Origin of the sequence: Sinorhizobium fredii USDA 257 (assembly GCF_000265205.3) — a bacterium.
GTDB lineage: Bacteria > Pseudomonadota > Alphaproteobacteria > Rhizobiales > Rhizobiaceae > Sinorhizobium > Sinorhizobium fredii_B.
In genome coordinates this window covers 1703312-1725898 of the sequence record NC_018000.1, presented here as the reverse complement: position 1 = coordinate 1725898, position 22587 = coordinate 1703312, and the positions used below count along the sequence as shown (strand labels likewise).

The window sequence follows — 22587 nt, the reverse complement described above, 5'->3', positions numbered from 1 at the left end:
ATCGGACCACGTATTGTTGACTCCGTCAACGTGATGTATTGTTGACTCAGTCAACATGAGATGTAGCCCCATGTCAGTTCCCAATCATGATCAGGACGTTGCGGCGCTGCGCGCCTTTAATCGGCTCTACACGCGCCGCCTCGGCCTGCTGAACGCTCACCTCGACAAAAGCCCCTTCACGCTGACCGAAGCGCGCATTCTCTATGAACTCGCTCACCGAACAGACCCCACGGCCGCCGAGATCACGCGGGCGCTCGACCTCGACCGGGCGCAGCTCAGCCGGACGCTGAAGCGGTTCGCCGAGAAAGGATTGATCGAGACCTGTGAGCACCCGCTAGGCGGTCGTGGTCGGCCGCTTTCGCTGACAAGCGCCGGACGTAATGCGTTCGCCGCGCTCGAAGCGAACACGCGTGACGCAATCGGCACGCTGCTCGACACGCTGCCGCCGAGTAAGCGTTCGAGCCTGCTTTCGGCCACCAGGACTATCGGGCAGGTGTTCGAAGACAGTCCAATCTCGGGGATCGTGTTGCGCGATCTGAAGCCCGGCGACCTTGGCTGGATCATCCATCGCCAAGCGATACTCTATGCCGAGGAGTATGGCTGGACTCGTGACTATGAAGCTCTGGTCGCGCGCATCCTCGCCGATTTCGTCCAGTCATTCGACAAGACCCATGAGGCGGCTTGGATTGCCGAGATCGACGGCCGTATCGTCGGTTCGATTTTCCTGGTGCGCGGGGACAAGCCGGGAATGGGCAAGCTCCGCCTGCTTTACGTCGAGCCGGATACGCGTGGGGCGGGCGTCGGAGCGATGCTCGTCAACGCCTGCATCGAGCGTGCTCGCGCAGTCGGGTACGAGCGGCTCGTGCTGTGGACGAACAGCGTTCTTGTCGCGGCCCGCCGCCTTTACGAGCGGGCCGGTTTCAAATTGATCGACGAAACGCCGCACCACTCCTTCGGTCATGACCTTGTGGGACAGACCTGGTCTCTCGACCTCAAGTGAAAACGGCCAATCCCGTCGACTTCACCCCCGAGATCGTCGGACGGCTAGGTTCAGACGCTCATGCCCTGACCGGCTGAGGTTTCCGTCTGTTGACCAAGCGCTTGGCGAGCTTTTGACCCGGTTTCTCGACCGCGACGAATGTCATCCAGGCAGCCGTGTAAACCAAAGGCACCAGAAGGACAGTCACCGCGGCGAAGCGCGCCGGCGGTGAGATCGTGTCGCCGAACGTGCCGATGAAATAGGCGGCAATCGGCTGCAGAAAGATGAGGTGCCAGAGATAGGCCCCGAATGACAGTTCCCCGAGCCAGTGGAAGAACCTGTTGCCTAGAGATGAGGAGACGGCACGAAGGGCGACACCCAGCGCGTCGCCGACCAGGCGATGATAGAGCAGGGCGAAGAAAACGCCGACAAGCATGACCCGCATCATCATCTTCGTCGCCGTCATGTCACCGCCGATCGGCAGAAGGGCGAGCGCCATGGCGGCCCCGCCGTGGAGAACAGCCTTCGATCCATCCGCCTGAAGACCAAGCGCCAAAAGCATTCCGCAAAGGAAGATGTGCATCTTCAGGGGCAGGAACGCCGGCATTGGAAAGTGAACGCCCAAGAGGCTCGCCGCCGACACGATCACGGCGGCAAGGACGGCAGTGAACAGCGCGCCCTTCAGCCAGCCGAACTTCTTGAGCAGAAGCATGATGAAGGGGAAGGCCGCATAGAACTGCATTTCGAGCCCGATACTCCAGTCCGGCAGGGGAGTCCTATATGCGTAGTCTGGAGAGAGACCGAAAAGAAAGCTGACATGCATCAGCCCGTTCGTCAGTCCGTTATCCAGATAACGCTGCGGTGATTGCGGCGTCCGATCGAGGAAGGCGTCGATGACCATTCGCGATTCGAACAGCCAGGCGCCGAGCATGAAGGCAACTGCCAGGAGGAGATAATAAAGCGGCGCAATCCTCAGGAAACGCCGAACCCAGAAGGTGACCCAAGTCGAGGTCAGTTCCCACGGCTCCTTACCGGCACGTAGCTGATAGTGAAATACCATCAGGAAGCCGGACAGCATGATGAAGAGGTCGACGCCGAGATCAGGCTCCGAGAGAACCGGCAGACGCCAGCCCGTCAGCAACAGCGCATGGCCGATCATCACCCAGAGGGACGCCAGGCCGCGGAGCCCATCCAGACAATCGATTCGAGTTTTGCGGGGATCATAGTCAGCCATCAGTACACTTCGTCCTTGTGAGCAACTAAAGGTTACTGCCGCGCGCTATGTTGCGACGCACAAGGGAACACCTAGGGGCCGACTAAGGCGATACTAAGTAATCGGGCGGACGTCACGACGCCGGCGGCCGTCCGGTATTCGTTGCCCGTCAAGCGATCAATTCAGCTATGTGCAACGAGGGCCGGAACTTTTCATCGTTGATGATGTTGGACACCGATTGGCCCGCCTGATCCAGGGTGCCAAAACTGACGCCGGGCGGGCTTCGGAGGAAGCCATGATCCGTGTGATGCCTTCTCTTTTACTTCCGCGCCGTCGCCTGCTGCAGTTGGGCCTCGGAGCGACGCTCGCCTCGACCGCGGGCCTCGTACGTGTCTCGCGCGCGGATGAACCAACTGACCTGATGGACGAGGACATACTGCAGTTCGCGCTCAACCTCGAATATATGGAAGCCGAGTATTACCTGCGCGGCACGACCGGTAAAGGGATCGACGATGCCGATGCGGGTGCGGAGGCCGGCGCCGTAACCGGCGGCAAGCAGATATCGTTCGAAACTCCGGCAATTGGCGAGTTCATGAGCGAAGTGGCGGAAAACGAACTTGCTCATGTGAAGTTCTACCGCAAAACGCTTGGCGCCGATGCCGTGCCTCGGCCGACCATCGACTTTGATGCCGGCTTTGCGGCCGTTGCAAAGGCGGCAGGGCTGGGCGAGACCTTCGATCCCTTCGGCAACGAGATGAACTTCGTGCTCGGCGGCATGCTGTTCGAGGATGTCGGCGTCACCGCCTATGCCGGCGCTGCGACAGTTCTGAAGAACGAGGACTATCTCGCCGCCGCCGCCGGAATTCTGGCGGTTGAGGCCTACCACATGGGAATGGCCCGTTCGACGCTTTATAGAATGGGCGAGCAAGCCTGGAAGGCGGCGAACGCGGTCTCCGATGCGCGCGACAAGATCGATGGATCGGAAGACAAGGACCAAGGCATCCAGGTGGAGGGCAAGGCGAACATCGTCCCTTCGACGCCGGATGCGATAGCCTTCACCCGCACGCCGCAAGAGGTGTTGCGCATCGTCTATCTCACCGATCAGGAGGGTGCGACCAAGGGTGGCTTTTATCCGAACGGGATGAATGGAAAACTCAATAGCACCTGAGCGGTTCGCGATGGCCTGACCAGGCGAGGTTCGAGCCTGGGCCGGTCCCAGGCGGCCTTACCGCCGACGGCAGAATTTCCTGACCTGAAATAGAAATTGATCGGCGATCCTCTGCGGCGGAGTTTCGTGTCGAAACCCCGGAAATCCTCGAGCGAGCGGCCGGGAAGCGACGCCTGTGATCCTCTGCGGCGGGCAGTGGGGGCCATTCGGCGAAGTCTCTGGAAGGGAGTTGTTAACCTTCATTTCCTATTCGCTAGGGACAGCCCTTTCGATGATGAATTTCGAGTTTCAGGCCATGCGTATTCCCCGGACAAATTTCTCGACGGCAGCTTTGCATGATGCAGATGAGGCGGATGATTTTGAGCATCCGCATCCGGGAGCGCCTGGCGGCACGCACGCCCAGGCGACGCAGGCGGCCGCGCACGATCACCTGTTCGAGGCGCCGGTAGCGCCACGCCGGCCGGCCGGCCATCAGGGCGACGATGGCGGATATGCGGGGCGCGCCGCGCGCCTTTACGGCCACGGATCGCCTTACGCGCCAGCCCAGGTCACCGCCTCGACCCACGATCCGCTGCCAACCCTTGCCGAGATCACCGGCCAATCGGACGGGGACGGCTGGGAGAGCCATTTCTTCCTGTCGCCGAATGTCCGCTTTACCCGCACGCCCGAGCGCGAATTCATGAAGCGCCGGGCGCCGTTGGCCGATGAAAGCGAGGCCGAGGCGGTGGCGATCGAGGTTGCGGAGGAAGAGGTCGTCGCTGAAACGGCGGCCGTCGACGGGGCACCCGCTGGGCCCGAATCCGAGGCGCCGGCACACAGTCCCTCGGAACTTCTGCGGGTGCTGTTGCAGCAGCTTCCCTCTTGGCGTGCCGCGCAGGCGCGCGATACGGGCACCGCCGCGCAGGCGGCGACGGACGAGGAATCCGCGGCCGCCGCAACGCAAGAGGCGTTGGCGCCTGCGGTCAGTGACGTGGAGGTGGCCCAGATAACCCCTGCCAACGTCGGGGCAGCACCCGACACTTCCGACATCGTCGTGGGTAACGGGGCAAATGCCCGTCTTTCCTGCCTCTCCGATCACGCTTTCTTCGAATTCATGCCGCTCGAAATGGTGGCCGTCCCTCGGATCGCCGCCGAGTCGGCGAAGCAACCGGCGAAAGTGCCGGTGCAGTTGGCGCCGGCGCCGAAGCCCGCCGCTCCGTCGGTGGAAATCCGTCCGCTGCCGCCAACGGCAATCACCTCGATGTTCCGCGTGGTCGAATGCCGGCCTGCAACGGCCGTGGTCGCACCTGTTCCGTCCGCGAGCGTCGATAACGCGCCGAAAATAGATGCCGTGGCGGCCGCACCCTTGCCAGCGCCTGCGCCGGCGCAGGTCGAGGCTGTCAAAGCCGAGGAGAAGGTGCCGGGCCCCGATGTCCCGGTCACCAAGGCTGCGATCACCATGCCGGCCGTCGTGCAGCGCTCCTCTTCGCCGTTTCCGCCGATCGGCACCAGCGAACGCCATCAAGTCGGCGACGGTTACGAGTTTCCGTCTAAGGAGCTGCTGCAGGAGCCGCCGCAGGGCCAAGGCTTCTTCATGACGCAGGAGCAGCTCGAGCAGAATGCCGGCCTTCTCGAAAGCGTGCTCGAGGATTTCGGCGTCAAGGGCGAGATCATCCATGTGCGCCCCGGGCCCGTCGTCACGCTCTACGAATTCGAGCCGGCACCCGGCGTCAAATCCTCGCGCGTCATTGGCCTTGCCGACGATATCGCCCGGTCGATGTCGGCGCTCTCGGCCCGCGTCGCGGTGGTGCCCGGCCGCAACGTCATCGGCATCGAATTGCCGAATGCGACGCGCGAGACGGTCTATTTCCGCGAACTGATCGAATCCGACGACTTTCTGAGGACCGGCTGCAAGCTGGCGCTCTGCCTCGGCAAGACGATCGGCGGCGAGCCGGTCATCGCCGAGCTTGCCAAGATGCCGCATCTGCTCGTCGCCGGCACCACCGGCTCGGGCAAGTCGGTGGCGATCAACACGATGATCCTGTCGCTGCTGTACCGGCTGAAGCCGGAGGAATGCCGGCTGATCATGGTCGACCCGAAAATGCTCGAGCTCTCCGTCTATGACGGCATTCCGCATCTTCTGACGCCCGTCGTCACCGATCCGAAGAAGGCGGTGATGGCGCTCAAATGGGCGGTGCGCGAGATGGAGGACCGCTATCGCAAGATGTCGCGGCTCGGTGTGCGCAACATCGACGGTTACAACCAGCGCGCCGCCGCCGCCCGCGAAAAGGGTGAGCCGATCCTGGCGACGGTGCAGACCGGCTTCGAGAAGGGCACCGGCGAACCGCTCTTCGAGCAGCAGGAGATGGATCTGGCGCCGATGCCCTATATCGTCGTCATCGTCGACGAGATGGCCGACCTGATGATGGTCGCTGGCAAGGAGATCGAAGGGGCGATCCAGCGGCTCGCCCAGATGGCACGCGCCGCCGGCATCCACCTGATCATGGCGACGCAGCGACCGTCGGTCGACGTCATCACCGGCACGATCAAGGCGAACTTCCCGACCCGCATCTCCTTCCAGGTGACCTCGAAGATCGACAGCCGCACCATCCTCGGCGAGCAGGGCGCCGAACAGCTCTTGGGCCAAGGCGACATGCTGCACATGGCCGGCGGCGGCCGCATCGCCCGTGTCCACGGCCCCTTTGTCTCTGACCTCGAGGTCGAGCATGTGGTGGCGCATCTGAAGACACAGGGCCGGCCCGAATACCTGGAGACCGTGACGGCGGACGAAGAGGAAGAAGAGGCGGAAGAGGATCAAGGCGCCGTCTTCGACAAGAGTGCGATTGCCGCCGAAGACGGCAACGAACTCTACGAGCAGGCGGTCAAGGTCGTGCTGCGCGACAAGAAATGCTCGACCTCCTACATCCAGCGCCGCCTCGGCATCGGCTACAACCGCGCCGCCTCGCTCGTCGAACGCATGGAGAAGGACGGCCTCGTCGGCCCGGCCAACCATGTCGGCAAGCGCGAGATCATCTATGGCAACCGCGACCAGGCAGTGAAGAGCGACGAAGGCGATATGGATTGAGCAAAGGGGTTTCCCAATGACGATCCTTTTCGATGACAGCGTGCTGGCTGACTATCATCAGTTCCTTGTCGCGGATGCATTGAGCGGCTCGGATCTCGCTGTGAACTGGACAGCGGGGGACCTCGGCGCCCGACTGCTCGTGGGGGAACAGAGCCTCATCGCTATGACTGCACGCAACACGGCGTCCGACTTATCGTCGAACTGCACCAGCACCAGCCGAAAATAGGTCTCGAAGATGCGGACCATGTCGTCATTGGCGGATTTTACACATCGGGCGAAATCGTCATCGCGGGCCTGAACGACTATTTGCCGGACGCCCGCCCTGTTGCGGTTCCCGCCGGTCCCTTGTGTGCCATGGTGGTATCGAGCGGACTTGGCAGGCTGAGCAAAAACGGCCTTGAGGGGGATGATCACTATGCGGTGCATGTCTGGCCCGGCAAGGCCGAGGAGGTCGTTGTGCTGCGCCAGTGGGAGGGTGACTAGCCCCTCCGGCATAGCGCAACCTGCTGCTTTATGGGCTGGTCCATTTGATGAAAAGATAAGCAGATGCTGATGGGCGGACCGCTGTTCGCCTAAACAGGTGGCATTGGGCGGATCGTGCCGCCGAAAAAACACACTGCATGATCTTGGCACGCCACTTGCTCTTCAACCTTGTATGCAAGATTTGTCGCCACAACAGAACGGTCAGACCGGCATCGACGAAGCCATCGTCTCCGGCATCCTGTCCGCCCGTATTCGGCCCGGGACGCGGCTGGGCGAAAGCGAGGTTGCCAGCCTCTTCAGCGTGTCACGCACTAGGGTGCGGGAGGCGATGATGCGGCTCGAACAGCGCGGCATCGTCAAGGTCAGCCCACGGCGCGGCTGGTTCGTCGTCGAGCCTTCGGCCGAAGAGGCGATGATGGTCTACGCGGCCCGCCGTGTCATCGAGGCGGGGCTGTTGCGCAGCATGGACCGACTGACCGAAAGCGGCCGCGACACGCTCCATGCACATCTTGCCGAGGAAAAGCTGGCGATTGCCGCCGGCGACCGGCAGCGCCTCACGTGCCTGATGGGCGACTTCCATATCCGCATCGCCGAACTCTCCGGTAACGCCACCCTCGTCGAGATCCTGCGCGACCTGACGGCGCGCACCATTCTTATCTCTCTGCTCTATCAGTCCGATTTCCATGCCATGCAGTCGCATCTCGGTCATTGCCGCATCGTCGCGGCGATGGAGGAGGGGGATTTCCTCAAGGCAGCAGCACTTTCCGTCGAGCATCTGGACGAGGTGGAGACGGGGCTGGATCTCACCCGCCGTCCCGATCCGCTTGCTGATCTCAGACACTCCCTCTCGCTTCCGCCGCAGACGCCGATTGCGCCTTCGAATGCACCCCGCAAATCCAAACCATGAAATCAACAGAGGAGAATGACCCAATGCTTTCAAGAAGATTGTTCATCGCGATGACGGCAATGGCCGCTGCGGTCGGCTTTGGCTCCGTGGCGCAAGCCGATGCACTCGGCGACATCACCGCCCGCGGCACGATCCGCGTCGCCGTACCGCAGGACTTCCCGCCCTTCGGCAGCGTTGGTCCCGACATGACGCCGGCCGGCTATGATATCGACATGGCCAATCTGATCGCCGAGAAGCTCGGGGTGAAGGTCGAGCTGGTGCCGGTCACCAGCGCCAACCGCATTCCCTATCTGCAGACGAACAAGGTCGATCTCGTCATTTCGAGTCTCGGCAAGAACCCGGATCGCGAAAAGGTCATCGACTTCACCGCTGCCTACGCGCCCTTCTACAACGGCGTCTTCGCGCCGGCCGATTTCGTGGCCACGAAGCCGGAAGAGCTTGCCGGAAAGACCGTCGGCGTTACCCGCGGCGCCGTCGAGGATCTGGAACTGACCAAGGTCGCACCGGCCGATACGGTCATCAAGCGCTATGAGGACAATAACGGCACGATCTCGGCCTTCCTTTCGGGTCAGGTCGAAGCGGTCGCCACCGGCAACGTCGTCGCAGCGGCGATCCTCGCCAAGAACCCGCCGAAGCGCCCGGAGCTCAAGTTCCTGATCAAGAATTCGCCCTGCTATATCGGCCTTTCCAAGGAGCAGCCGGCGCTGCTCGAGAAGGTCAACGGCATCATCGCCGCCGCCAAGGCCGACGGCAGCCTGAACGCCATTGCGCAGAAATGGCTCGGCGCGGATCTGCCGGCCGAGCTCTGATCACGAGGCAGGCGCCAACTCCGCCCAAGGGCTGGCGCCATCTCGCTTTGCAAACAGGGGTGCGCCTTTGAATTACCAATTCGAATTCGGCTGGCTCTTCGAATACTACCCGCAGATCGTCAAGGGGATCGGCATTACGATCCAACTGATCGCCGTCGGCGCGGTGGCCGGCATCTCGCTCGGCATCGTCTGCGCCTGGGTGAGGGCGCTCGGCCCCGCCTGGCTGAGGCCGGTGGTCGCCACCTATGTGGAACTGATCCGCAACACGCCGTTCCTGATCCAGCTCTTCTTCATCTTCTTCGGTCTGCCGTCGCTCGGCGTGCAGCTCAGCGAACTCCAGGCGGCCAATCTCGCCATGATCGTTAATCTCGGCGCCTATAGCTCGGAGATCATCCGCGCCGGCATCCAGGCGACGCCGAGGGGCCAGTTCGAGGCGGGCGCCAGCCTCGCCATGACGCCCTTCGAAACCTTCCGACATGTGGTTCTCATCCCGTCGCTTGAGCGAATCTGGCCGGCGCTCTCCTCGCAGGTCGTCATCGTCATGCTTGGTTCCGCCGTCGTCTCGCAGATCGCCGCCGAGGACCTGACCTTTGCCGCCAATTTCATCCAGTCGCGGACCTTCCGCGCCTTCGAGGCCTATATGATCTCGACCGCCGTCTACCTTCTGCTTGCCATCCTGCTCCGTCAAATGCTGGGGATGGTCGGTTGGCTGATCTTTCCGAGGAGGTCGGCGCGATGATCGAGTTCACCATCTGGGACATCCTGCGCAACCTCTTGCTCGCCACCCGCTGGACGATCGCGCTGTCGCTGGTCTCCTTCATTGGCGGCGGCCTCGTCGGGCTCGTCCTGCTTTTCTCACGCATCAGCCGGCGTAAATGGCTGCGGGCGCTAGCGAAATACTACATCGAGCTGTTCCAGGGCACGCCGTTGCTGATGCAGCTTTTCATCGCCTTCTTCGGGTTCGGCCTCTTCGGCATCGACGTGCCGGCCTGGCTTGCGGCGGTCCTGGCGCTGATCCTGTGGAGTGCCGCCTTCCTGGGCGAGATCTGGCGCGGCTGCGTCGAGGCGATCGCCAAGGGGCAGTGGGAGGCGTCGGCCAGTCTCGGCATGGGGCGGCTGCAGCAGATGCGTTACGTCATCCTGCCGCAGGCGATGCGGATTGCCGTGCCGCCAACCGTCGGGTTTTCCGTGCAGGTAATCAAGGGCACGGCGCTCACCTCGATCATCGGCTTCGTCGAACTGTCAAAGGCCGGCACCGTCGTCACCAACGCCACCTTCCAGCCCTTTACCGTCTACGGCCTCGTGGCCCTTATCTATTTCGCGCTCTGCTGGCCCTTGTCGAAGAGTAGCCAGATTCTCGAAAGGAAGCTCAATGTCGCTCATCGAAATCACTGACATCCGCAAGAGCTTTGGGTCGAACGAGGTATTGAAGGGCATCAATCTCGATGTCGAGCCCGGAGAGGTGATCGCCATCATCGGCAAAAGCGGCTCGGGCAAGTCGACGCTGTTGCGCTGCATCAACGGGCTCGAAACGATCAGCGATGGCGCGATTTCGGTCGCCGGAGCACAGCTTCTCGACGATGAAGCGCACTTGAAGGCGCTGAGGCTGAAGGTCGGCATGATCTTCCAGCAGTTCAACCTCTTCCCGCATCTGACGGTCGGCGGCAATGTCATGCTGTCGCAGATGGTCGTTCGCAAGACGCCGAAGCCGGAAGCGGAGGCGATGGCCCGCAAGATGCTGGAGCGCGTCGGCCTCAGCCAAAAATTCGACGCTTATCCGGACGAACTCTCCGGCGGCCAGCAGCAGCGCGTGGCGATCGCCCGCGCGCTTGCCATGCAGCCGATCGCGCTGCTCTGCGACGAGATCACCTCGGCGCTCGATCCGGAGCTGGTGGCGGAGGTGCTGGCCGTCGTGCGCGAGCTTGCCGCCGAGGGCATGACGCTCCTGATGGTGACGCATGAAATGAAGTTCGCCCGTGACGTCTGCTCGCGCGTCGTCTTCATGCACCAGGGACGCGTCCACGAAATCGGTCCGCCAGATGGGGTTTTTGCCAATCCGCAGACGCCGGAACTGAAGCAGTTCCTCGGCGTGCATTGAAAACCGGATCGCGGACGGCCGGCAGAAACGCCGGCCGTTGCAGGTCAGGGCCGCACGGTGATGCGGCCTTTCATATTGGGATGATAGCGGCAGATATAATCGAAGCTGCCGGGCTCTTGCAGCAGAAGGCTGCCTGATTTCTTGGCCGGGAGCAGCACTTCTGCACCGCCTTTCAGGGTGGCGGTGTGGACGAGGGCATCCTTGTTCACCCACTCGATCTCATCGCCCACTTTGGCTTCGATTTCTGCGGGCGCGTAAACCAGGCGATCGATCGTCACCTCAATGGTTTCGGCCTGCGAAGGAGCGGCGACGGCGGCCGCTCCCAACATGAGAGCGAGAATGGCTGCTCGCGTTGGCAACATTTCCGCGCTCACTTCAATTCGGTCGCGACATGCTCCGCATGTTGCTGATGGCCCTGGAAGAGCTTCAGCCCGGTCTCGAGCAGACCCTTTAGTTCTCCGTTCTGGGCGGCCGGGATCAGCAGGGTTTCTAGCGCGCCATTGACCTGCTTGTGATAAGCGACCTCGTGCTCGACATAGGCCTTGTCGAACTCCGCGGCGGAAAGCTTCGCCAGTTCCTGGCGCTTCGTTTCGGCGGCTTGAGAGAGAGCCTTGCTTGTGTCGTTGTCTTCGGGCGTAACGTTGAGCTTCTTGACGAGATCGAGGGCCTGTTTGTTCACCGCGTCGTGGTCGCGCACCATGGTCTCTGCGAACTCGACGACGGCCTTGTTCTTCGACATGGCGATCGCCTGTTTCGCCGCCTCGATGTCGAGCACGCCGGCCGTGTAGGCGATATGGGCAATCTGCGGATCCGTCGGCTTGTCGGCGCCGATCGCTCCATTGGCACCAAAGAGCAGGGCAATGACGGTTGCCGCGGTCGTCAGTCGGATGGTCATGGGATGTTCCTTCCTCGAAGATCAAAGCGTTATGTTGACGTGCTTTGGATGCTTCGCGGCTTGGAACGTTCCCGTTTTATCTGCGGCTTGGTTCGGCCAATTGATGCGAGATGCGGGCGAGGACGGCTGCGGTCAAACGCTCGCAGCGTTTACCGGCAAAGGGGAAGGCGTCGAGCAGGACGGGGCCGATCTGCCGTTCCAGTTGTTCTTTCAGGAGGTGGCGGGCCCGATGCAGTCTGGTGCGGGCGGTTTCCGGCCGTAGACCGAGCAACGCGGCGGTCTCCTCGTTGCCGATCCCCTCGATCACCCTCAGCACAAACACCGTCCGGTAGGTGTCCGGAAGATGATCCGTCAGCTTTTCGACCAGATCGAGAATCTGCCGTTGCGCCATCGTTCTTTCCGGATCGTTGCTGTTCGAATTGAGGGGAAAGGCAATGACCTCGGCCTGATGCGACTGCCGCATATCCTCGACGAGCCTCATCTGGCGTCGCCGCTTTCGCAGGCGGCCGAGCGCCTCGTTGATGACGATGCGCGCGAGCCAGGTCGTGACGGTGGAGTCGCCGCGAAAATCTTGAAACCGCGTGAAGGCGCGGACATAGGCCTCCTGCAGCACGTCTTCCGCGTCGCTGTCGTTGCGCAGGATGCTGCGAGCGATCCGGTAGAGCTTGCGGTTGTGCGCCTGCATGATCGCGCGGAATCCTTCGATATCCGGCGCGGATCGCGGGTGATTGAGCGAACGGTGATTTTCGGCAACGGGCATGATCGGCTCCTTGTCGCGGATTGGATGCCCTAACTCCTGAAACGTTCCCAAATTACCGCCGGCTTTCCTCCGAAACCAGAGCGATCCACCGAGCGTCTGCAGCCGCCAATAGGCGATCCGTGTCTCTCGGGCGAATACGGGACTGTATTTCGGCTGGAAAAAGAGAAGGCCCGGCGCGGGAGGAGGTGCGCCGGGCCTTCGATCCTGATCAGCAACTGGGAGGAGGAGGGTTGCCGATCCCTCGATAGAGCCGGGAGGAGGAGTGCTCTACCGATAAGTCATACAATAATGTTGCAATGCAGCAATTGCAAGAGCAAAAACACAAAAATTTATCTGGCCGGTAAAAACATGGCGGAAAATTGCGACAACGATAGGGCGAGGCGTAGGCGGGTGACGAGCTCGCAGCGCTTGCCTTCGCGGCATTCTGCGCCAGATTCGCAAAGAAAGAACGAGGAGGCGGCCATGACGGAGGAGCGCAAGGTGGCTTTGGTCCGCATCACCGGCAGGGTGCAGGGCGTGTGCTTCCGCGTCTGGACGCGCGACGAGGCGGAGCGGCTTGGATTAACAGGCTGGGTGCGTAACGAAAGCGACGGTTCGGTGACGGCTTTGATCTCCGGGCCGGATGCGGCCATCGACACGATGCTTGCCCAGTTCTGGAAAGGGCCGCCGGGCGCTTCGGTGGCCAGCGTCGCGAGTGAGGACGCTTCCTCCGTTCGCCCACCTGTCGGATTTCAGATCACCCATTAGCAGGCGTTCTCGCGATGTGCAGTTGAATGGTCCCCCTCATCCGGCCTGCCGGCCCCCATCTCCCTGCAAGGGGGCGAAGCAGACTCGCGGTACCCGCTCGCCCCAGTCGGTGCGGCTGAAGAAAGACGAAGCGATCGCAAATGTCTCCTCGCCCCGCTTGCGGGGAGAGGGCTAGGGTGAGGGGCGATTGGAGCCGCCCCTCGAGTCAGCCCGTCGCCAAAAACGAGCGGGCCGCGTCAGACCCGCTCCAGTGCCACGGCGATGCCCTGGCCGACGCCGATGCACATGGTCGAGAGCGAATAGCGCCCGCCCGTCTCGGCAAGCTCCAACGCCGCGGTGCCGGTGATGCGGGCGCCGGACATGCCAAGCGGATGGCCGAGCGCGATCGCGCCGCCATTGCGGTTGACGCGGGGATCGTCGTCGGCAATTCCGAGCTCGCGCAGCACTGCCAGACCCTGGCTGGCGAAGGCCTCGTTGAGTTCGATGACATCGAACTGGTCCTGCGTCATGCCGAGCCGCGCCATCAGTTTTTTGGAGGCGGGCAGGGGGCCGATCCCCATAATGCGCGGCGGCACGCCGGCGGTGGCGCCGCCGAGGATGCGGGCGATCGGCTTCAGTCCATGTTTCCTTGCTGCCGCCTCCGACGCGATGATTAGCGCCGCCGACCCGTCGTTGACGCCGGAGGCGTTGCCGGCGGTGACGCTGCCGCCTGCGCGGAATGGTGCCCTCAGCTTGGCAAGCGCCTCGATCGTCGTGGCGCGCGGGTGCTCGTCGCGGTCGACGACGATAGGTTCGCCCTTCTTCTGCGGGATGGTGACGGCGACGATCTCCTTACCCAGACGGCCGCTTGCCTGCGCGGACGCGGCCTTCGCCTGGCTGCGTACCGCAAAGGCGTCCTGATCCTCGCGCGAAACTTTGAAGTCTTCGGCGACGTTCTCGCCGGTCTCCGGCATCGAGTCGACGCCGTATTGCGCCTTCATCAGCGGATTGACGAAGCGCCAGCCGATCGTCGTGTCGTGGATTTCGGCGTGCCGCGAGAAGGCGCTGTCGGCCTTGGGCAGGACGAAGGGTGCCCGCGACATTGATTCGACGCCGCCGGCGATCATCAGCTCAGCTTCGCCGGCCTTGACGGCGCGGGCAGCGGCGATCACCGCATCCATGCCGGAACCGCAAAGCCGGTTGATCGTCGTGCCGGGAACAGTGACCGGCAGCCCGGCAAGCAGCACCGACATGCGCGCAACGTTGCGGTTGTCCTCGCCCGCCTGATTGGCGCAGCCGAAGATCACGTCGTCGACTGCCTCCCAGTCGACCGACCCATTGCGCTCGGCGAGCGCCTTCAAGGGCACGGCGCCGAGGTCGTCGGCCCGCACCGCGGCGAGCGCGCCGCCGAATCGGCCGATCGGCGTGCGGATATAGTCGCAGATGTAAGCGTCGCGCATCAGGCTGCCTCCTTGCCGGTGCCGGTACCCTCATGGGCCTTCTTGGTGCGGGCGTTGATGTCGCGCAGCACCGAAAGCTCCGTCTCGGTCGGCGCAGGCGTCTCAATGACGGACGCGGCGAATTTGATCGCCCAGCCGCAATTCTCGATGATTTGTTCGCGGCCGACGCCGGGATGGATCGAGACGACGGTCAGTTCCTTCGTCACCGGGTCGGGCTCGAGGATGCACAGATCGGTGATGACGCGCGTCGGTCCCTTGGTCTTCATGCCGAGCCTCTCGCGATGATCGCCGCCCTCGCCATGACCCATGGAGGTGACGAAGGGCAGTTTCTCGACGAAACCCCGCTTCGAAAGTGCCATGGTGATGAAGATGCGGCCGCAATTGGAGGCGATCTCCGGCGCGCCGCCGCCACCCGGCAGGCGGACCTTCGGACGATCATAGGGGCCGACGACGGTGGTGTTGAGGTTGGCAAATTTGTCGATCTGCGCACCGCCGAGGAAACCGGTGGTGATGCGGCCGCCCTGCAGCCAATAGCGGAACATTTCCGGGACCGAGACGGTGAACAGCGCCGTATCGCAAAGCTCGCCGTCGCCGATCGACAGCGGCAGCACGTCCGGCTTGGTGCCGACGGTGCCGCTCTCATAGATGAGCGTAATGTCGGGCGCGTGCGTGAGCCGGGCGACGTTGCAGGCGGCCGAAGGCGCGCCGATGCCGACGAAGCAGACGTCGTTATTGGAAAGCTCGCGGGACGCGGCGATGGTCATCATTTCGGTGGGCGTGAAATCCGTCATCGTCTCCTCCTCACGCGGCCTTGGCCGACTTTGCGGCATGCTCGGCGAAATCCTCGGGCTTCGCGTCGAGCACGTTCTCCTTGATCCAGGCGGTGAAGCTCTCCCGGTCGCGGGCGATCTCGTCCCAGCGGATGTAGAAGGAGTTGGAGCGCGGATAGTAGCCATGCGCGTAGGATGGGAAGGCGCCGCCGGGTACATGGGCGACGGCGGTTACCGCCCAGGTCGGCAGCACCACGGAATTGGGGGAGGGCGGCGAGAGCTCCTCGACAATCTCTTCCACAGTGACGATCGAGTGCTTCGCCGCAAGCACCGCCTCCTTCTGGACGCCGACGATGCCTTCGAGCAGCACATTGCCTTTGCGGTCGGCGCGCTGAGCGTGAATGATCGTCACGTCGGGACGGATCGCCGGGACGGCGGCGAGTACTTCGTTTGTGAAGGGGCAGGTGACGCTCTTGATGTTGGAGTTCACCTTCGGCAGGTCGGCGCCGATATAGCCGCGCAGCATGGCGAAAGGCAGGTTCGCCGCGCCCGCCTCATAGGCGTTGGCCATCGCCGCATGTGAGTGCTCCTCGATCTGGAGCGGCCGCGGCCATTGGTTCTCGACCGCATCGCGGAAGCGGTGCAGCGAGCCGACGCCGGGATTGCCGCCCCAGGAGAATTTCATGCCGCGGGCGGCGCCGACGCCGATCAGCTGGTCGTAGAGGATGTCCGGGGTCATGCGGACTAAAAACAGATCCTTCCTGCCCTGGCGGATCACCTCGTGACCGGCAGCATAGGGAATGAGGTGCGTGAAGCCCTCCATGGCGACGGTGTCGCCGTCCCGGACGTTTTCCGCCACCGCGTCGGCGAGCGACATTATGCGAGCCATCCAATTCCTCCTCTATTTGCCGCCTGGCGGTGCGTCTTGCCTCGAACGGATAGGCGTCCGGCAGCGGCGATTGCCGGGAATAAACGCTCATTTCCGTCGATCGTCAAATATTTTGTGCGATATTTGACATTTGTTCGTATATCGCACAAAATAAAAGCGAGTTGATGAGGGGGAGAATCATGCGGGAAACGGATTTCGTCAGCGGCTTCGCACGCGGTTTGAAAGTCATAGAAGCCTTCGGCGAGGCGCAGCCGCGACTGTCGATTGCCGAGGCATCGAAACGCACCAGCCTCGACCGTGCGACCGTGCGGCGCTCGCTGCTGACGCTCGCGGAACTCGGCTATGCCGATTATGACGGCAAGTTCTTCACCCTGACGCCGAAGATCCTGCGGCTCGGCCACGCCTATCTCTCGGCGACGCCGCTGCCGGCGATCGTCCAGCCCTATCTCGACCAGCTCTCGGAAAGGGCCGGGCAAAGCGCCTCGGCCTCGGTGCTCGATGGCACGGAGGTCGTCTATGTGGCCCGCGCCTCGCAGCGCCGGGTGATGTCGATCAACCTGATGCCCGGCTCGCGGCTTCCCGCCTATTGCGCTTCGATGGGAAGAGTGCTCCTTGCCGCACTTCCTGAAGTTGAGGCGCGGGAGATCCTCAGCCGCACCGAACTCAAGGCCAACACGCCGCGGACGAAGACAGATCCGGACGAATTGATCGCGGAACTGCGACGGGTGCGCGAGCAGGGCTATGCGGTCATCGACCAGGAGCTCGAACTCGGGCTTTGTTCAATTGCCGTTCCATTGATGAATGCGCGCGGACAGGTGGTAGCGGCGCTCAATATCGGGGCGCCTGCCGCCCATGTTGCCGCTTCCGATCTGGGGGAATGCTACCTGCCCATGCTCCGGGAGATGCAGGCCGCGCTGCGGCCGCTGGTGCAGTAGTTGCGGCGTTGCGACCCAATCGAGAAAAGTGGACACTTTGGGGGACGGCATCGTGCCGCGGTCACTCGGGCAACCCGGCCAGCCGCAATCCATCCGCGAACCGCGCCAGATCTTCCGGGCGATGAATCGGGAGCCAGTCCCTGAGATTGGAGACGCGGAGCGACGGATCGAGGCTGCGCAGGTGCTGCATCGCTTGCTTCGCCTTGTCCGTCCGTCCGGCAAGCGCGTGGCTCGCCGCCGCCAGGGCGGCCGCCGGGAGCAAGCTGGGCAGGTTTCCCAGCGCCTTTTCCGCCCAGGCCGTAGCGAAATCGAAGCGCCCGGCAAAAAAATGTGCCAGCGCCATCCCCACCTGCATCCTGAACATTTCCGGATCCAGCGGGCTCAGGCGAACGGCATTAGCCAAGTGTTCGATCGCGGCGTCTGTTTCACCGCGAAGCGCGCGCAGGGCGCCCCCGAGGAACCAGGCGGGGGCGAGGTTCGGGTTGAGCAGCACGGCCCTGTCGATGAGCGCAATGCCGCTGTCGAGGTCGCCGACCAGATGGGCGAGCGCATGCCCGCCTCTCGTCAGTGCCACCGCATCCTCCCGGCCGAGCTCCACCGCCAGCCGCGCCAGCCGCGCACCCTCGGCGATCTCGCTCGGGCGGTCGGCCATCCAGCCGTTCACCTTGCGCCAGAAATGGCACCAGGCCGCCATGCCGAAGGCCGATGCGAATTCCGGGTCGAGCTCGGTGGCCTTGTAAAACAAGGGCAGCGCCGCCTCGATGGCTTCTCTTGTTCCGCTGTGCAGCTTCGCCATGCCGCGCAGATAATAGTCGTAGGCGTCCAGGCTTTCCGTCGGCTTGCGCTTGGCGCGCTCGATCTCCGCCCGTTCGAGCTGTGGTGATATCGCGCCGACGACGCTTTCGGCCATCCGGTCCTGCAGTTCGAAAATGTCGTCAAGCGTGCCTTCGAAGCGCTCCGCCCAGAGATGCGTTCCGGTCGTGGCGTCGATGAGCTGGCCGGTGATGCGCACCCTGTTTGCCGCCTTGCGCACGCTACCCTCCAGCACGTAGCGCACGCCAAGCTCCTGGCCGACGTCCTTCACGTCGACCGCCCTGCCCTTGTAGGTAAAACTCGAATTGCGCGCGATGACGAACAGCCAGCGGATACGCGACAGGGCGGCAATGATATCCTCCACCACGCCATCGGCGAAATATTCCTGCTCCGGATCGCCGCTCAGGTTCTGGAAGGGCAAGACGGTAATCGAGGGCTTGTCCGGAAGGACAAGCGCGGAGGGAGGCTCGCTCGATTCGCTGGAGGCGTGTCCGACAGTACCTGCGCCGCCGGTCTGTAGCGCTTCCCCGATCTCGCCAATGAAACGGAAGCCCTTGCGGGCGACTGTTCGGACCAGGCGCTGCTCTTCGCCACTGTCGCCGATGGCCTTGCGAACCGCGTTGATGTGACTGGTGATCGTCGATTCCGAGACGATCCGGCCGCTCCATACCGCCTGCAGCAGATCGTCCTTGCTGACGACGCGGTCACGGTTCATGATCAGATGCAGCAATAGGTCGAAAACCTGCGGTCCGACGGTCACGACTTGCGAGCGCAGGGTGAGTTCCCGGCGCTCGGGGTCGAGCACGTAGTCTCCAAATGCGAATTGCACGTCGCGTGTCCCTCGGCCGGGTGCCGTCGGCTTCATGGCCGGGGCAACGGCGAATGTTCCCGTCCATTCGATAGCACGGCAACGCCTGGTTAGAGAATCCATCCCCGTCGGGCAATCCGTCTTGGACGAATAACCAAGCTTCCCTCAAGGTCAATTCAAGCACGCCGCAAGGACTTCCCGCAAGCTTGCAGGCACTCTCCATCAAGTCGACGGCAATGGGTGCGGTCGACAGAAGCGGAGAGAAGCCATGAAGATCGTCGTCATCGGAGGCACCGGCCTCATCGGATCGAAACTTGTCAAGAACCTCAGAGAGCGCGGCCATGACGTCCTGGCCGCCGCCCCCAACACGGGTGTGAACACCATCACCCGCGAGGGGTTGGCCGAAGCGATGGATGGCACCGAGATTGTCGTCGACGTGGCGAACGCGCCGGTGTGGGAAGACAAGGCCGTCCTCGAATTCTTCGAGACCTCGGGCCGCAACCTGCTGGCTGCCGAAGCTGCCGCCGGCGTGCGCCACCACGTTGCCCTATCCATTGTTGGCAGCGAAAGGCTTCCCGAGAACGGCTATTTCCGGGCGAAGGTCGCGCAGGAAAACCTCATCAAGGCGTCCGGCATTCCCTACACCATCCTGCGTGCCACGCAGTTCTTCGAATTTGTCGGCGGCATTGCCGAGTCGGCCGCCGTCGGCGAGGAGATCCGCCTATCGCCGGCGCTGTTCCAACCGATCGCATCTGAAGACGTGGCGGCGGCGCTCGCCGAAGTCGCCGTCGCACCGCCGGTCAACGGCACGGTCGAAGTCGCCGGTCCGGAGGCGATCCCGCTCGACGAAGTGGTCCGGCGTTTCCTCAGCGCAACGCAGGACACGCGCAAGGTCGTGCCAGACGTCCACGCGCGCTACTTCGGCGCCGTTCTGGACGATAAATCGCTGACCCCCGGCAAGAACCCGCGCATCGGCGCGATCCGTTTCGAGGACTGGCTCGCGCAGCAAGCCGCGAACTGAAGCTCCCCACGGACCCGTCAGGCGGCGGCCCGGTTCCGGGCTGCGCCTTCAACAGGACATGAGAAAATGGATTCGCTTGAGAACAAGGTTGCCTACGTCACCGGCGGAGGTTCCGGGACCGGAACTGTCGGGACGCGGCAGAACAAGAGAAAGATGATCGGCCTGCTGCTGTGCCTCGGCGCCGTGGTGGTTGTGGCTGGCGGATGGGCCAAGGCTCGCTCGAGCGGCGAGGCGTCGACCGACAACGCTTACGTCCGCGGCGATGTGACCTCGCTCGCTCCGAAGGTTGCGGGTTACGTCACGGCGGTAGATATCAAGGACAACCAAGCCGTCCAGGCGGGCGACATCCTGTTCCGGATCGACGATCGCGACTACCGCGCACGGCTTGCCCAAGCGGTCGCCAACGTCGAAGCGGCGGCGGCTCGGCTCGTCAATGTCGATGCGGAGACAAAGCTTCAGCATGCGCTCATCCGGCAGGCGGAGGCCCAGAGACGGTCGGCCGTGGCCGAGATGAATCTGGCGACCAAGGCCTACGAGCGCCGCCGCGAACTGATCCGCAGCAACACCATCAGCCAGGCCCATGTCGATGAAAGCGACGCGGCGCGATCGAGAGCCGAGGCGAACGTGTCGGCCGCCTCCGCGACGGTAGAGGCGCAGCAGCAGCGTATGGCCGTCCTTGCCGCCCAGCGCGAAGCGGCCGTTGCCGCCGTGGCGCAGGCAGAGGCGGCGCGCGATCTTGCCCAGATCGATCTCGACAGCACCGTGGTGCGCGCGCCTGTCGGCGGCGTTATCGGCAACCGTCAGGTCCGCATCGGCCGGCTCGTTGCGCCGGGCGCCGCCTTGCTCGACATCGTTCCGGTCAACGATGTCTGGGTCGTGGCGAATTTCAAGGAAACCCAGCTCGAACATATCCGGCCCGGCCAGCGCGTCCGTATCACCATCGACGGCTATCCGAACGGGGCGCTTGAAGGCGTGGTCGACAGCTTTGCGCCCGGCAGCGGCTCCGCCTTCAGCTTGCTGCCGACGGACAATGCCACCGGCAACTTCGTTCGCGTCGTCCAGCGCGTTCCGGTGAAGATCAGGTTTGCCAGCAATCCGTTGCCCGGCCGCCTCGTGCCCGGCTTGTCCGCGCGTGTCGAGATCGCGCCGGGAGGCGGCTCATGACCAGGGTCCTCACTGCCCCGCCGAGCCGCGACGGATCGACGGCCGGCGCCCTGCTTGTGGCGGGCATAGTGCTGGCCACGCTGACCGAGGCGATCGCCAGCACCGTCCTGTCGCTCGGGCGCGCCGACATCATCGGCGACACCTATGCAACGCCTGACGAGTTCGCCTGGCTGGATATCGGCTACACCGCTCTCAAGCTCATCGGCTTCATCGCCGCCCCCGGGCTGATGAACCGAGTCCGTCCGCTGAGCCTGATCATCGGCGCAACGCTCGCCATGGGCATGGCGTGCGGCATTGCCGCCGTCACCGCCCGGCTGGACCTGCTGGTCGCACTTCGAATTATCCAGGGCTTCGCCGGCGGCGTCCTGCTTGTCGGTGGCCAGGCGATCATTTTCCTCGCCTATCCGCGGTCCCGCCAACCGATCCTCCAAGCCCTGTTCGCGATGGGGTCGGTTGTCGCCCCCGCGACCATTGCGCCTGCCCTTCAGGGGTGGTTGATCGACAGCCAATCCTGGACATGGATCTTCTTCAGTGTCGTTCCGCTGGCGCTCGCGGCTGCCGGACTTCTGCTGATCGCCGACGGCCCGATGCCCACCAAGCCCGCGCAGCGTCCGTTTGATTGGATCGGCTTCTCGCTGATCTGCGTCACGCTGTTCTGCTTCACCTACGTTCTCAGCCAGGGCAGCCGATGGGACTGGTTCGAGGAACCGCGCATCCTGTGGCTGACGGTGATCGGCGCCGCCACCCTGCTGGCCTTTCTCGGCCAACAAGTGCTGGCCAAGGGCGAGGGCCTGCTCGACTTCACCCTGTTCCAATCGGACGATTTCTGCTTCGCCCTGATCGTCAGTTTCGTCGCCGGCGCCGCATTGTTCGGGAGCGCCTTCCTGATCCCGTCCTTTGCCGTGTCCGTCCTGGCGTTCACGCCGACCGATGCCGGCCAGCTGCTGTTGCCGAGTGGCGCGCTGTTCGTCGGCGCACTTCTCTTGGCCGCCTTTCTCATGCAGGTGCGCCGCGTTCCGCCGTTCGCCACGGTGCCGTTCGGCATCCTGATGATCATGGTCGCGATGTGGATGCTGTCCGGATCGACCAGCGAAAGCGGCGCGGACGACATGATGGCAGCAATCCTGCTGCGCGGCCTTGGCCTTGGCTTCCTGTTTCTGTCGATCACGCTGATCGCTTTCGGCAACCTCAACAACCGAAATCTCGCCTCCGGCATCGGCCTCTTCAATACCGGCCGTCAGCTGGGTGGGCTTATCGGAGTGGCCGCACTCCAGACGCTGATCGACCATAATGTCGTCGCCAATGTCGCGGTCCTCGGTGCCAATGTCACCGCAGGGGGCCCCGCGGTCATCGAGCGGCTGGCGACGACGACCGCGATGCTGACGGCCAAAGGCATGGACGCCGCGGCCGCTGGCCGGGCAGCGACCAGCCTTCTCGGCCGGGTCGTGACAGGTCAGTCCACCGTGATTGCCTTCGACACGGCGTTCAACGCTGTCGCGCTGCTGTTTGTCATAGCCGCGCCCATCCTCGTCGCAATCAAGATCGCGCTGTCCCGGTATGCGAAAATGCGGGCTGCGCGGGCTGCTCAAGAGCAAGGAGCGGTCGCGTAAGAGCGGATACTCCAA

The 22587-nt window shown here is 63.4% G+C and carries 22 protein-coding genes; 14 read left to right on the top strand and 8 right to left on the bottom strand.

All coding sequences use genetic code 11. The annotated features are described in order from the left end of the window. Positions 1-70 precede the first annotated feature (70 nt). Positions 71-1000 (top strand): bifunctional helix-turn-helix transcriptional regulator/GNAT family N-acetyltransferase, encoded by a 930-nt coding sequence (locus tag USDA257_RS07935; protein WP_041413994.1) that lies wholly within the window; start codon positions 71-73, stop codon positions 998-1000. A 58-nt stretch (positions 1001-1058) separates the two neighbouring features. Here the strand turns inward: USDA257_RS07935 and USDA257_RS07930 are convergent, their stop codons facing one another. Continuing rightward, the gene (locus tag USDA257_RS07930; RefSeq protein WP_014762393.1) at positions 1059-2213 is read right to left on the bottom strand and encodes an acyltransferase family protein; all 1155 of its coding nucleotides are present in this window, start codon (positions 2211-2213) and stop codon (positions 1059-1061) included. Positions 2214-2487: 274 nt separating this feature from the next. Between USDA257_RS07930 and USDA257_RS07925 the strand changes: the two genes are divergently transcribed. The 8 genes from USDA257_RS07925 (at position 2488) to USDA257_RS07890 (ending at position 10721) form a co-directional block, all read left to right on the top strand. Beyond that, positions 2488-3360: a ferritin-like domain-containing protein gene (locus USDA257_RS07925; RefSeq protein WP_014762392.1), complete on the top strand. Its 873-nt coding sequence runs from the start codon at positions 2488-2490 to the stop codon at positions 3358-3360. Positions 3361-3655: 295 nt separating this feature from the next. Continuing rightward, positions 3656-6424 (top strand): DNA translocase FtsK, encoded by a 2769-nt coding sequence (locus USDA257_RS07920; RefSeq protein ID WP_041415026.1) that lies wholly within the window; start codon positions 3656-3658, stop codon positions 6422-6424. A gap of 16 nt (positions 6425-6440) precedes the next feature. Next, a complete protein-coding gene (locus USDA257_RS35895) occupies positions 6441-6650 on the top strand; it encodes a hypothetical protein (protein WP_014762390.1) in 210 nt (69 codons plus the stop codon). A gap of 429 nt (positions 6651-7079) precedes the next feature. Further along, on the top strand, positions 7080-7814 hold the full coding sequence (locus USDA257_RS07910) for a GntR family transcriptional regulator (RefSeq protein ID WP_014762388.1): 735 nt from the start codon (positions 7080-7082) through the stop codon (positions 7812-7814). A gap of 23 nt (positions 7815-7837) precedes the next feature. Further along, positions 7838-8623, top strand: coding sequence for a transporter substrate-binding domain-containing protein (locus USDA257_RS07905; protein WP_014762387.1), 786 nt, complete (start codon positions 7838-7840; stop codon positions 8621-8623). A 67-nt stretch (positions 8624-8690) separates the two neighbouring features. Continuing rightward, the gene (locus USDA257_RS07900; RefSeq protein WP_014762386.1) at positions 8691-9362 is read left to right on the top strand and encodes an amino acid ABC transporter permease; all 672 of its coding nucleotides are present in this window, start codon (positions 8691-8693) and stop codon (positions 9360-9362) included. Beyond that, positions 9359-10018, top strand: a complete 660-nt coding sequence (locus tag USDA257_RS07895) for an amino acid ABC transporter permease (RefSeq protein WP_014762385.1) — start codon at positions 9359-9361, stop codon at positions 10016-10018. The genes USDA257_RS07900 and USDA257_RS07895 overlap by 4 nt, the downstream gene beginning before the upstream one ends. Beyond that, positions 9996-10721 (top strand): amino acid ABC transporter ATP-binding protein, encoded by a 726-nt coding sequence (locus tag USDA257_RS07890; protein ID WP_014762384.1) that lies wholly within the window; start codon positions 9996-9998, stop codon positions 10719-10721. The genes USDA257_RS07895 and USDA257_RS07890 overlap by 23 nt, the downstream gene beginning before the upstream one ends. A 44-nt stretch (positions 10722-10765) precedes the next feature. On the opposite strand, the gene USDA257_RS07885 is transcribed toward USDA257_RS07890, so the two are convergent. The 3 genes from USDA257_RS07885 to USDA257_RS07875 form a co-directional block, all read right to left on the bottom strand. Next, positions 10766-11083, bottom strand: a complete 318-nt coding sequence (locus USDA257_RS07885; protein ID WP_014762383.1) for a cupredoxin domain-containing protein — start codon at positions 11081-11083, stop codon at positions 10766-10768. An 8-nt stretch (positions 11084-11091) separates the two neighbouring features. Continuing rightward, positions 11092-11616: a DUF4142 domain-containing protein gene (locus USDA257_RS07880; RefSeq protein ID WP_014762382.1), complete on the bottom strand. Its 525-nt coding sequence runs from the start codon at positions 11614-11616 to the stop codon at positions 11092-11094. A 76-nt stretch (positions 11617-11692) separates the two neighbouring features. Then, positions 11693-12376, bottom strand: a complete 684-nt coding sequence (locus tag USDA257_RS07875) for an RNA polymerase sigma factor (RefSeq protein WP_014762381.1) — start codon at positions 12374-12376, stop codon at positions 11693-11695. 462 nt (positions 12377-12838) lie between these two features. Here USDA257_RS07875 and USDA257_RS07870 point away from each other — a divergent pair, with 462 nt between their 5' ends. Continuing rightward, positions 12839-13123 carry an acylphosphatase gene (locus tag USDA257_RS07870; RefSeq protein ID WP_041415024.1) on the top strand — a complete coding sequence of 95 codons (285 nt, stop codon included), beginning with the start codon at positions 12839-12841 and terminating at the stop codon, positions 13121-13123. Positions 13124-13359: 236 nt separating this feature from the next. Here USDA257_RS07870 and pcaF read toward each other — a convergent pair whose 3' ends face one another. Genes pcaF through USDA257_RS07855 form a run of 3 tightly spaced genes read right to left on the bottom strand, consistent with a single transcriptional unit; the run spans position 13360 to position 16221 of the window. After that, entirely contained in the window at positions 13360-14562 is a 1203-nt protein-coding gene (gene pcaF / locus USDA257_RS07865) for a 3-oxoadipyl-CoA thiolase (RefSeq protein ID WP_014762379.1), read from the bottom strand. Beyond that, positions 14562-15353 carry a CoA-transferase subunit beta gene (locus USDA257_RS07860; protein WP_041413992.1) on the bottom strand — a complete coding sequence of 264 codons (792 nt, stop codon included), beginning with the start codon at positions 15351-15353 and terminating at the stop codon, positions 14562-14564. Before USDA257_RS07860 ends, pcaF begins: the two co-directional genes overlap by 1 nt. A 10-nt stretch (positions 15354-15363) precedes the next feature. Beyond that, positions 15364-16221, bottom strand: coding sequence for a CoA transferase subunit A (locus USDA257_RS07855; protein WP_014762377.1), 858 nt, complete (start codon positions 16219-16221; stop codon positions 15364-15366). A 179-nt stretch (positions 16222-16400) separates the two neighbouring features. Here USDA257_RS07855 and USDA257_RS07850 point away from each other — a divergent pair, with 179 nt between their 5' ends. After that, complete coding sequence (locus USDA257_RS07850) at positions 16401-17156, top strand: IclR family transcriptional regulator (protein WP_014762376.1); 756 nt, start codon at positions 16401-16403, stop codon at positions 17154-17156. A 61-nt stretch (positions 17157-17217) separates the two neighbouring features. On the opposite strand, the gene USDA257_RS07845 is transcribed toward USDA257_RS07850, so the two are convergent. Further along, on the bottom strand, positions 17218-18798 hold the full coding sequence (locus USDA257_RS07845) for a winged helix-turn-helix domain-containing tetratricopeptide repeat protein (RefSeq protein ID WP_014762375.1): 1581 nt from the start codon (positions 18796-18798) through the stop codon (positions 17218-17220). Between the two features lie 247 nt (positions 18799-19045). Between USDA257_RS07845 and USDA257_RS07840 the strand changes: the two genes are divergently transcribed. The 3 genes from USDA257_RS07840 (at position 19046) to USDA257_RS07830 (ending at position 22572) form a co-directional block, all read left to right on the top strand. Next, on the top strand, positions 19046-19798 hold the full coding sequence (locus USDA257_RS07840) for an SDR family oxidoreductase (RefSeq protein WP_014762374.1): 753 nt from the start codon (positions 19046-19048) through the stop codon (positions 19796-19798). A 66-nt stretch (positions 19799-19864) separates the two neighbouring features. After that, the gene (locus USDA257_RS07835) at positions 19865-20962 is read left to right on the top strand and encodes an HlyD family secretion protein (protein ID WP_014762373.1); all 1098 of its coding nucleotides are present in this window, start codon (positions 19865-19867) and stop codon (positions 20960-20962) included. Continuing rightward, a complete protein-coding gene (locus USDA257_RS07830; protein ID WP_014762372.1) occupies positions 20959-22572 on the top strand; it encodes an MFS transporter in 1614 nt (537 codons plus the stop codon). Before USDA257_RS07835 ends, USDA257_RS07830 begins: the two co-directional genes overlap by 4 nt. Positions 22573-22587: the final 15 nt, after the last annotated feature.

Bases quoted from the DNA above. Each gene is read 5' to 3' on its own strand.
- USDA257_RS07935 (WP_041413994.1), top strand. From the start codon at position 71: ATGTCAGTTCCCAATCATGATCAGGACGTTGCGGCGCTGCGCGCCTTT.
- USDA257_RS07930 (WP_014762393.1), bottom strand. From the start codon at position 2,213: ATGGCTGACTATGATCCCCGCAAAACTCGAATCGATTGTCTGGATGGG.
- USDA257_RS07925 (WP_014762392.1), top strand. From the start codon at position 2,488: ATGATCCGTGTGATGCCTTCTCTTTTACTTCCGCGCCGTCGCCTGCTG.
- USDA257_RS07920 (WP_041415026.1), top strand. From the start codon at position 3,656: ATGCGTATTCCCCGGACAAATTTCTCGACGGCAGCTTTGCATGATGCA.
- USDA257_RS35895 (WP_014762390.1), top strand. From the start codon at position 6,441: ATGACGATCCTTTTCGATGACAGCGTGCTGGCTGACTATCATCAGTTC.
- USDA257_RS07910 (WP_014762388.1), top strand. From the start codon at position 7,080: ATGCAAGATTTGTCGCCACAACAGAACGGTCAGACCGGCATCGACGAA.
- USDA257_RS07905 (WP_014762387.1), top strand. From the start codon at position 7,838: ATGCTTTCAAGAAGATTGTTCATCGCGATGACGGCAATGGCCGCTGCG.
- USDA257_RS07895 (WP_014762385.1), top strand. From the start codon at position 9,359: ATGATCGAGTTCACCATCTGGGACATCCTGCGCAACCTCTTGCTCGCC.
- USDA257_RS07890 (WP_014762384.1), top strand. From the start codon at position 9,996: ATGTCGCTCATCGAAATCACTGACATCCGCAAGAGCTTTGGGTCGAAC.
- USDA257_RS07885 (WP_014762383.1), bottom strand. From the start codon at position 11,083: ATGTTGCCAACGCGAGCAGCCATTCTCGCTCTCATGTTGGGAGCGGCC.
- USDA257_RS07880 (WP_014762382.1), bottom strand. From the start codon at position 11,616: ATGACCATCCGACTGACGACCGCGGCAACCGTCATTGCCCTGCTCTTT.
- USDA257_RS07875 (WP_014762381.1), bottom strand. From the start codon at position 12,376: ATGCCCGTTGCCGAAAATCACCGTTCGCTCAATCACCCGCGATCCGCG.
- USDA257_RS07870 (WP_041415024.1), top strand. From the start codon at position 12,839: ATGACGGAGGAGCGCAAGGTGGCTTTGGTCCGCATCACCGGCAGGGTG.
- pcaF (WP_014762379.1), bottom strand. From the start codon at position 14,562: ATGCGCGACGCTTACATCTGCGACTATATCCGCACGCCGATCGGCCGA.
- USDA257_RS07860 (WP_041413992.1), bottom strand. From the start codon at position 15,353: ATGACGGATTTCACGCCCACCGAAATGATGACCATCGCCGCGTCCCGC.
- USDA257_RS07855 (WP_014762377.1), bottom strand. From the start codon at position 16,221: ATGGCTCGCATAATGTCGCTCGCCGACGCGGTGGCGGAAAACGTCCGG.
- USDA257_RS07850 (WP_014762376.1), top strand. From the start codon at position 16,401: ATGCGGGAAACGGATTTCGTCAGCGGCTTCGCACGCGGTTTGAAAGTC.
- USDA257_RS07840 (WP_014762374.1), top strand. From the start codon at position 19,046: ATGAAGATCGTCGTCATCGGAGGCACCGGCCTCATCGGATCGAAACTT.
- USDA257_RS07835 (WP_014762373.1), top strand. From the start codon at position 19,865: ATGGATTCGCTTGAGAACAAGGTTGCCTACGTCACCGGCGGAGGTTCC.
- USDA257_RS07830 (WP_014762372.1), top strand. From the start codon at position 20,959: ATGACCAGGGTCCTCACTGCCCCGCCGAGCCGCGACGGATCGACGGCC.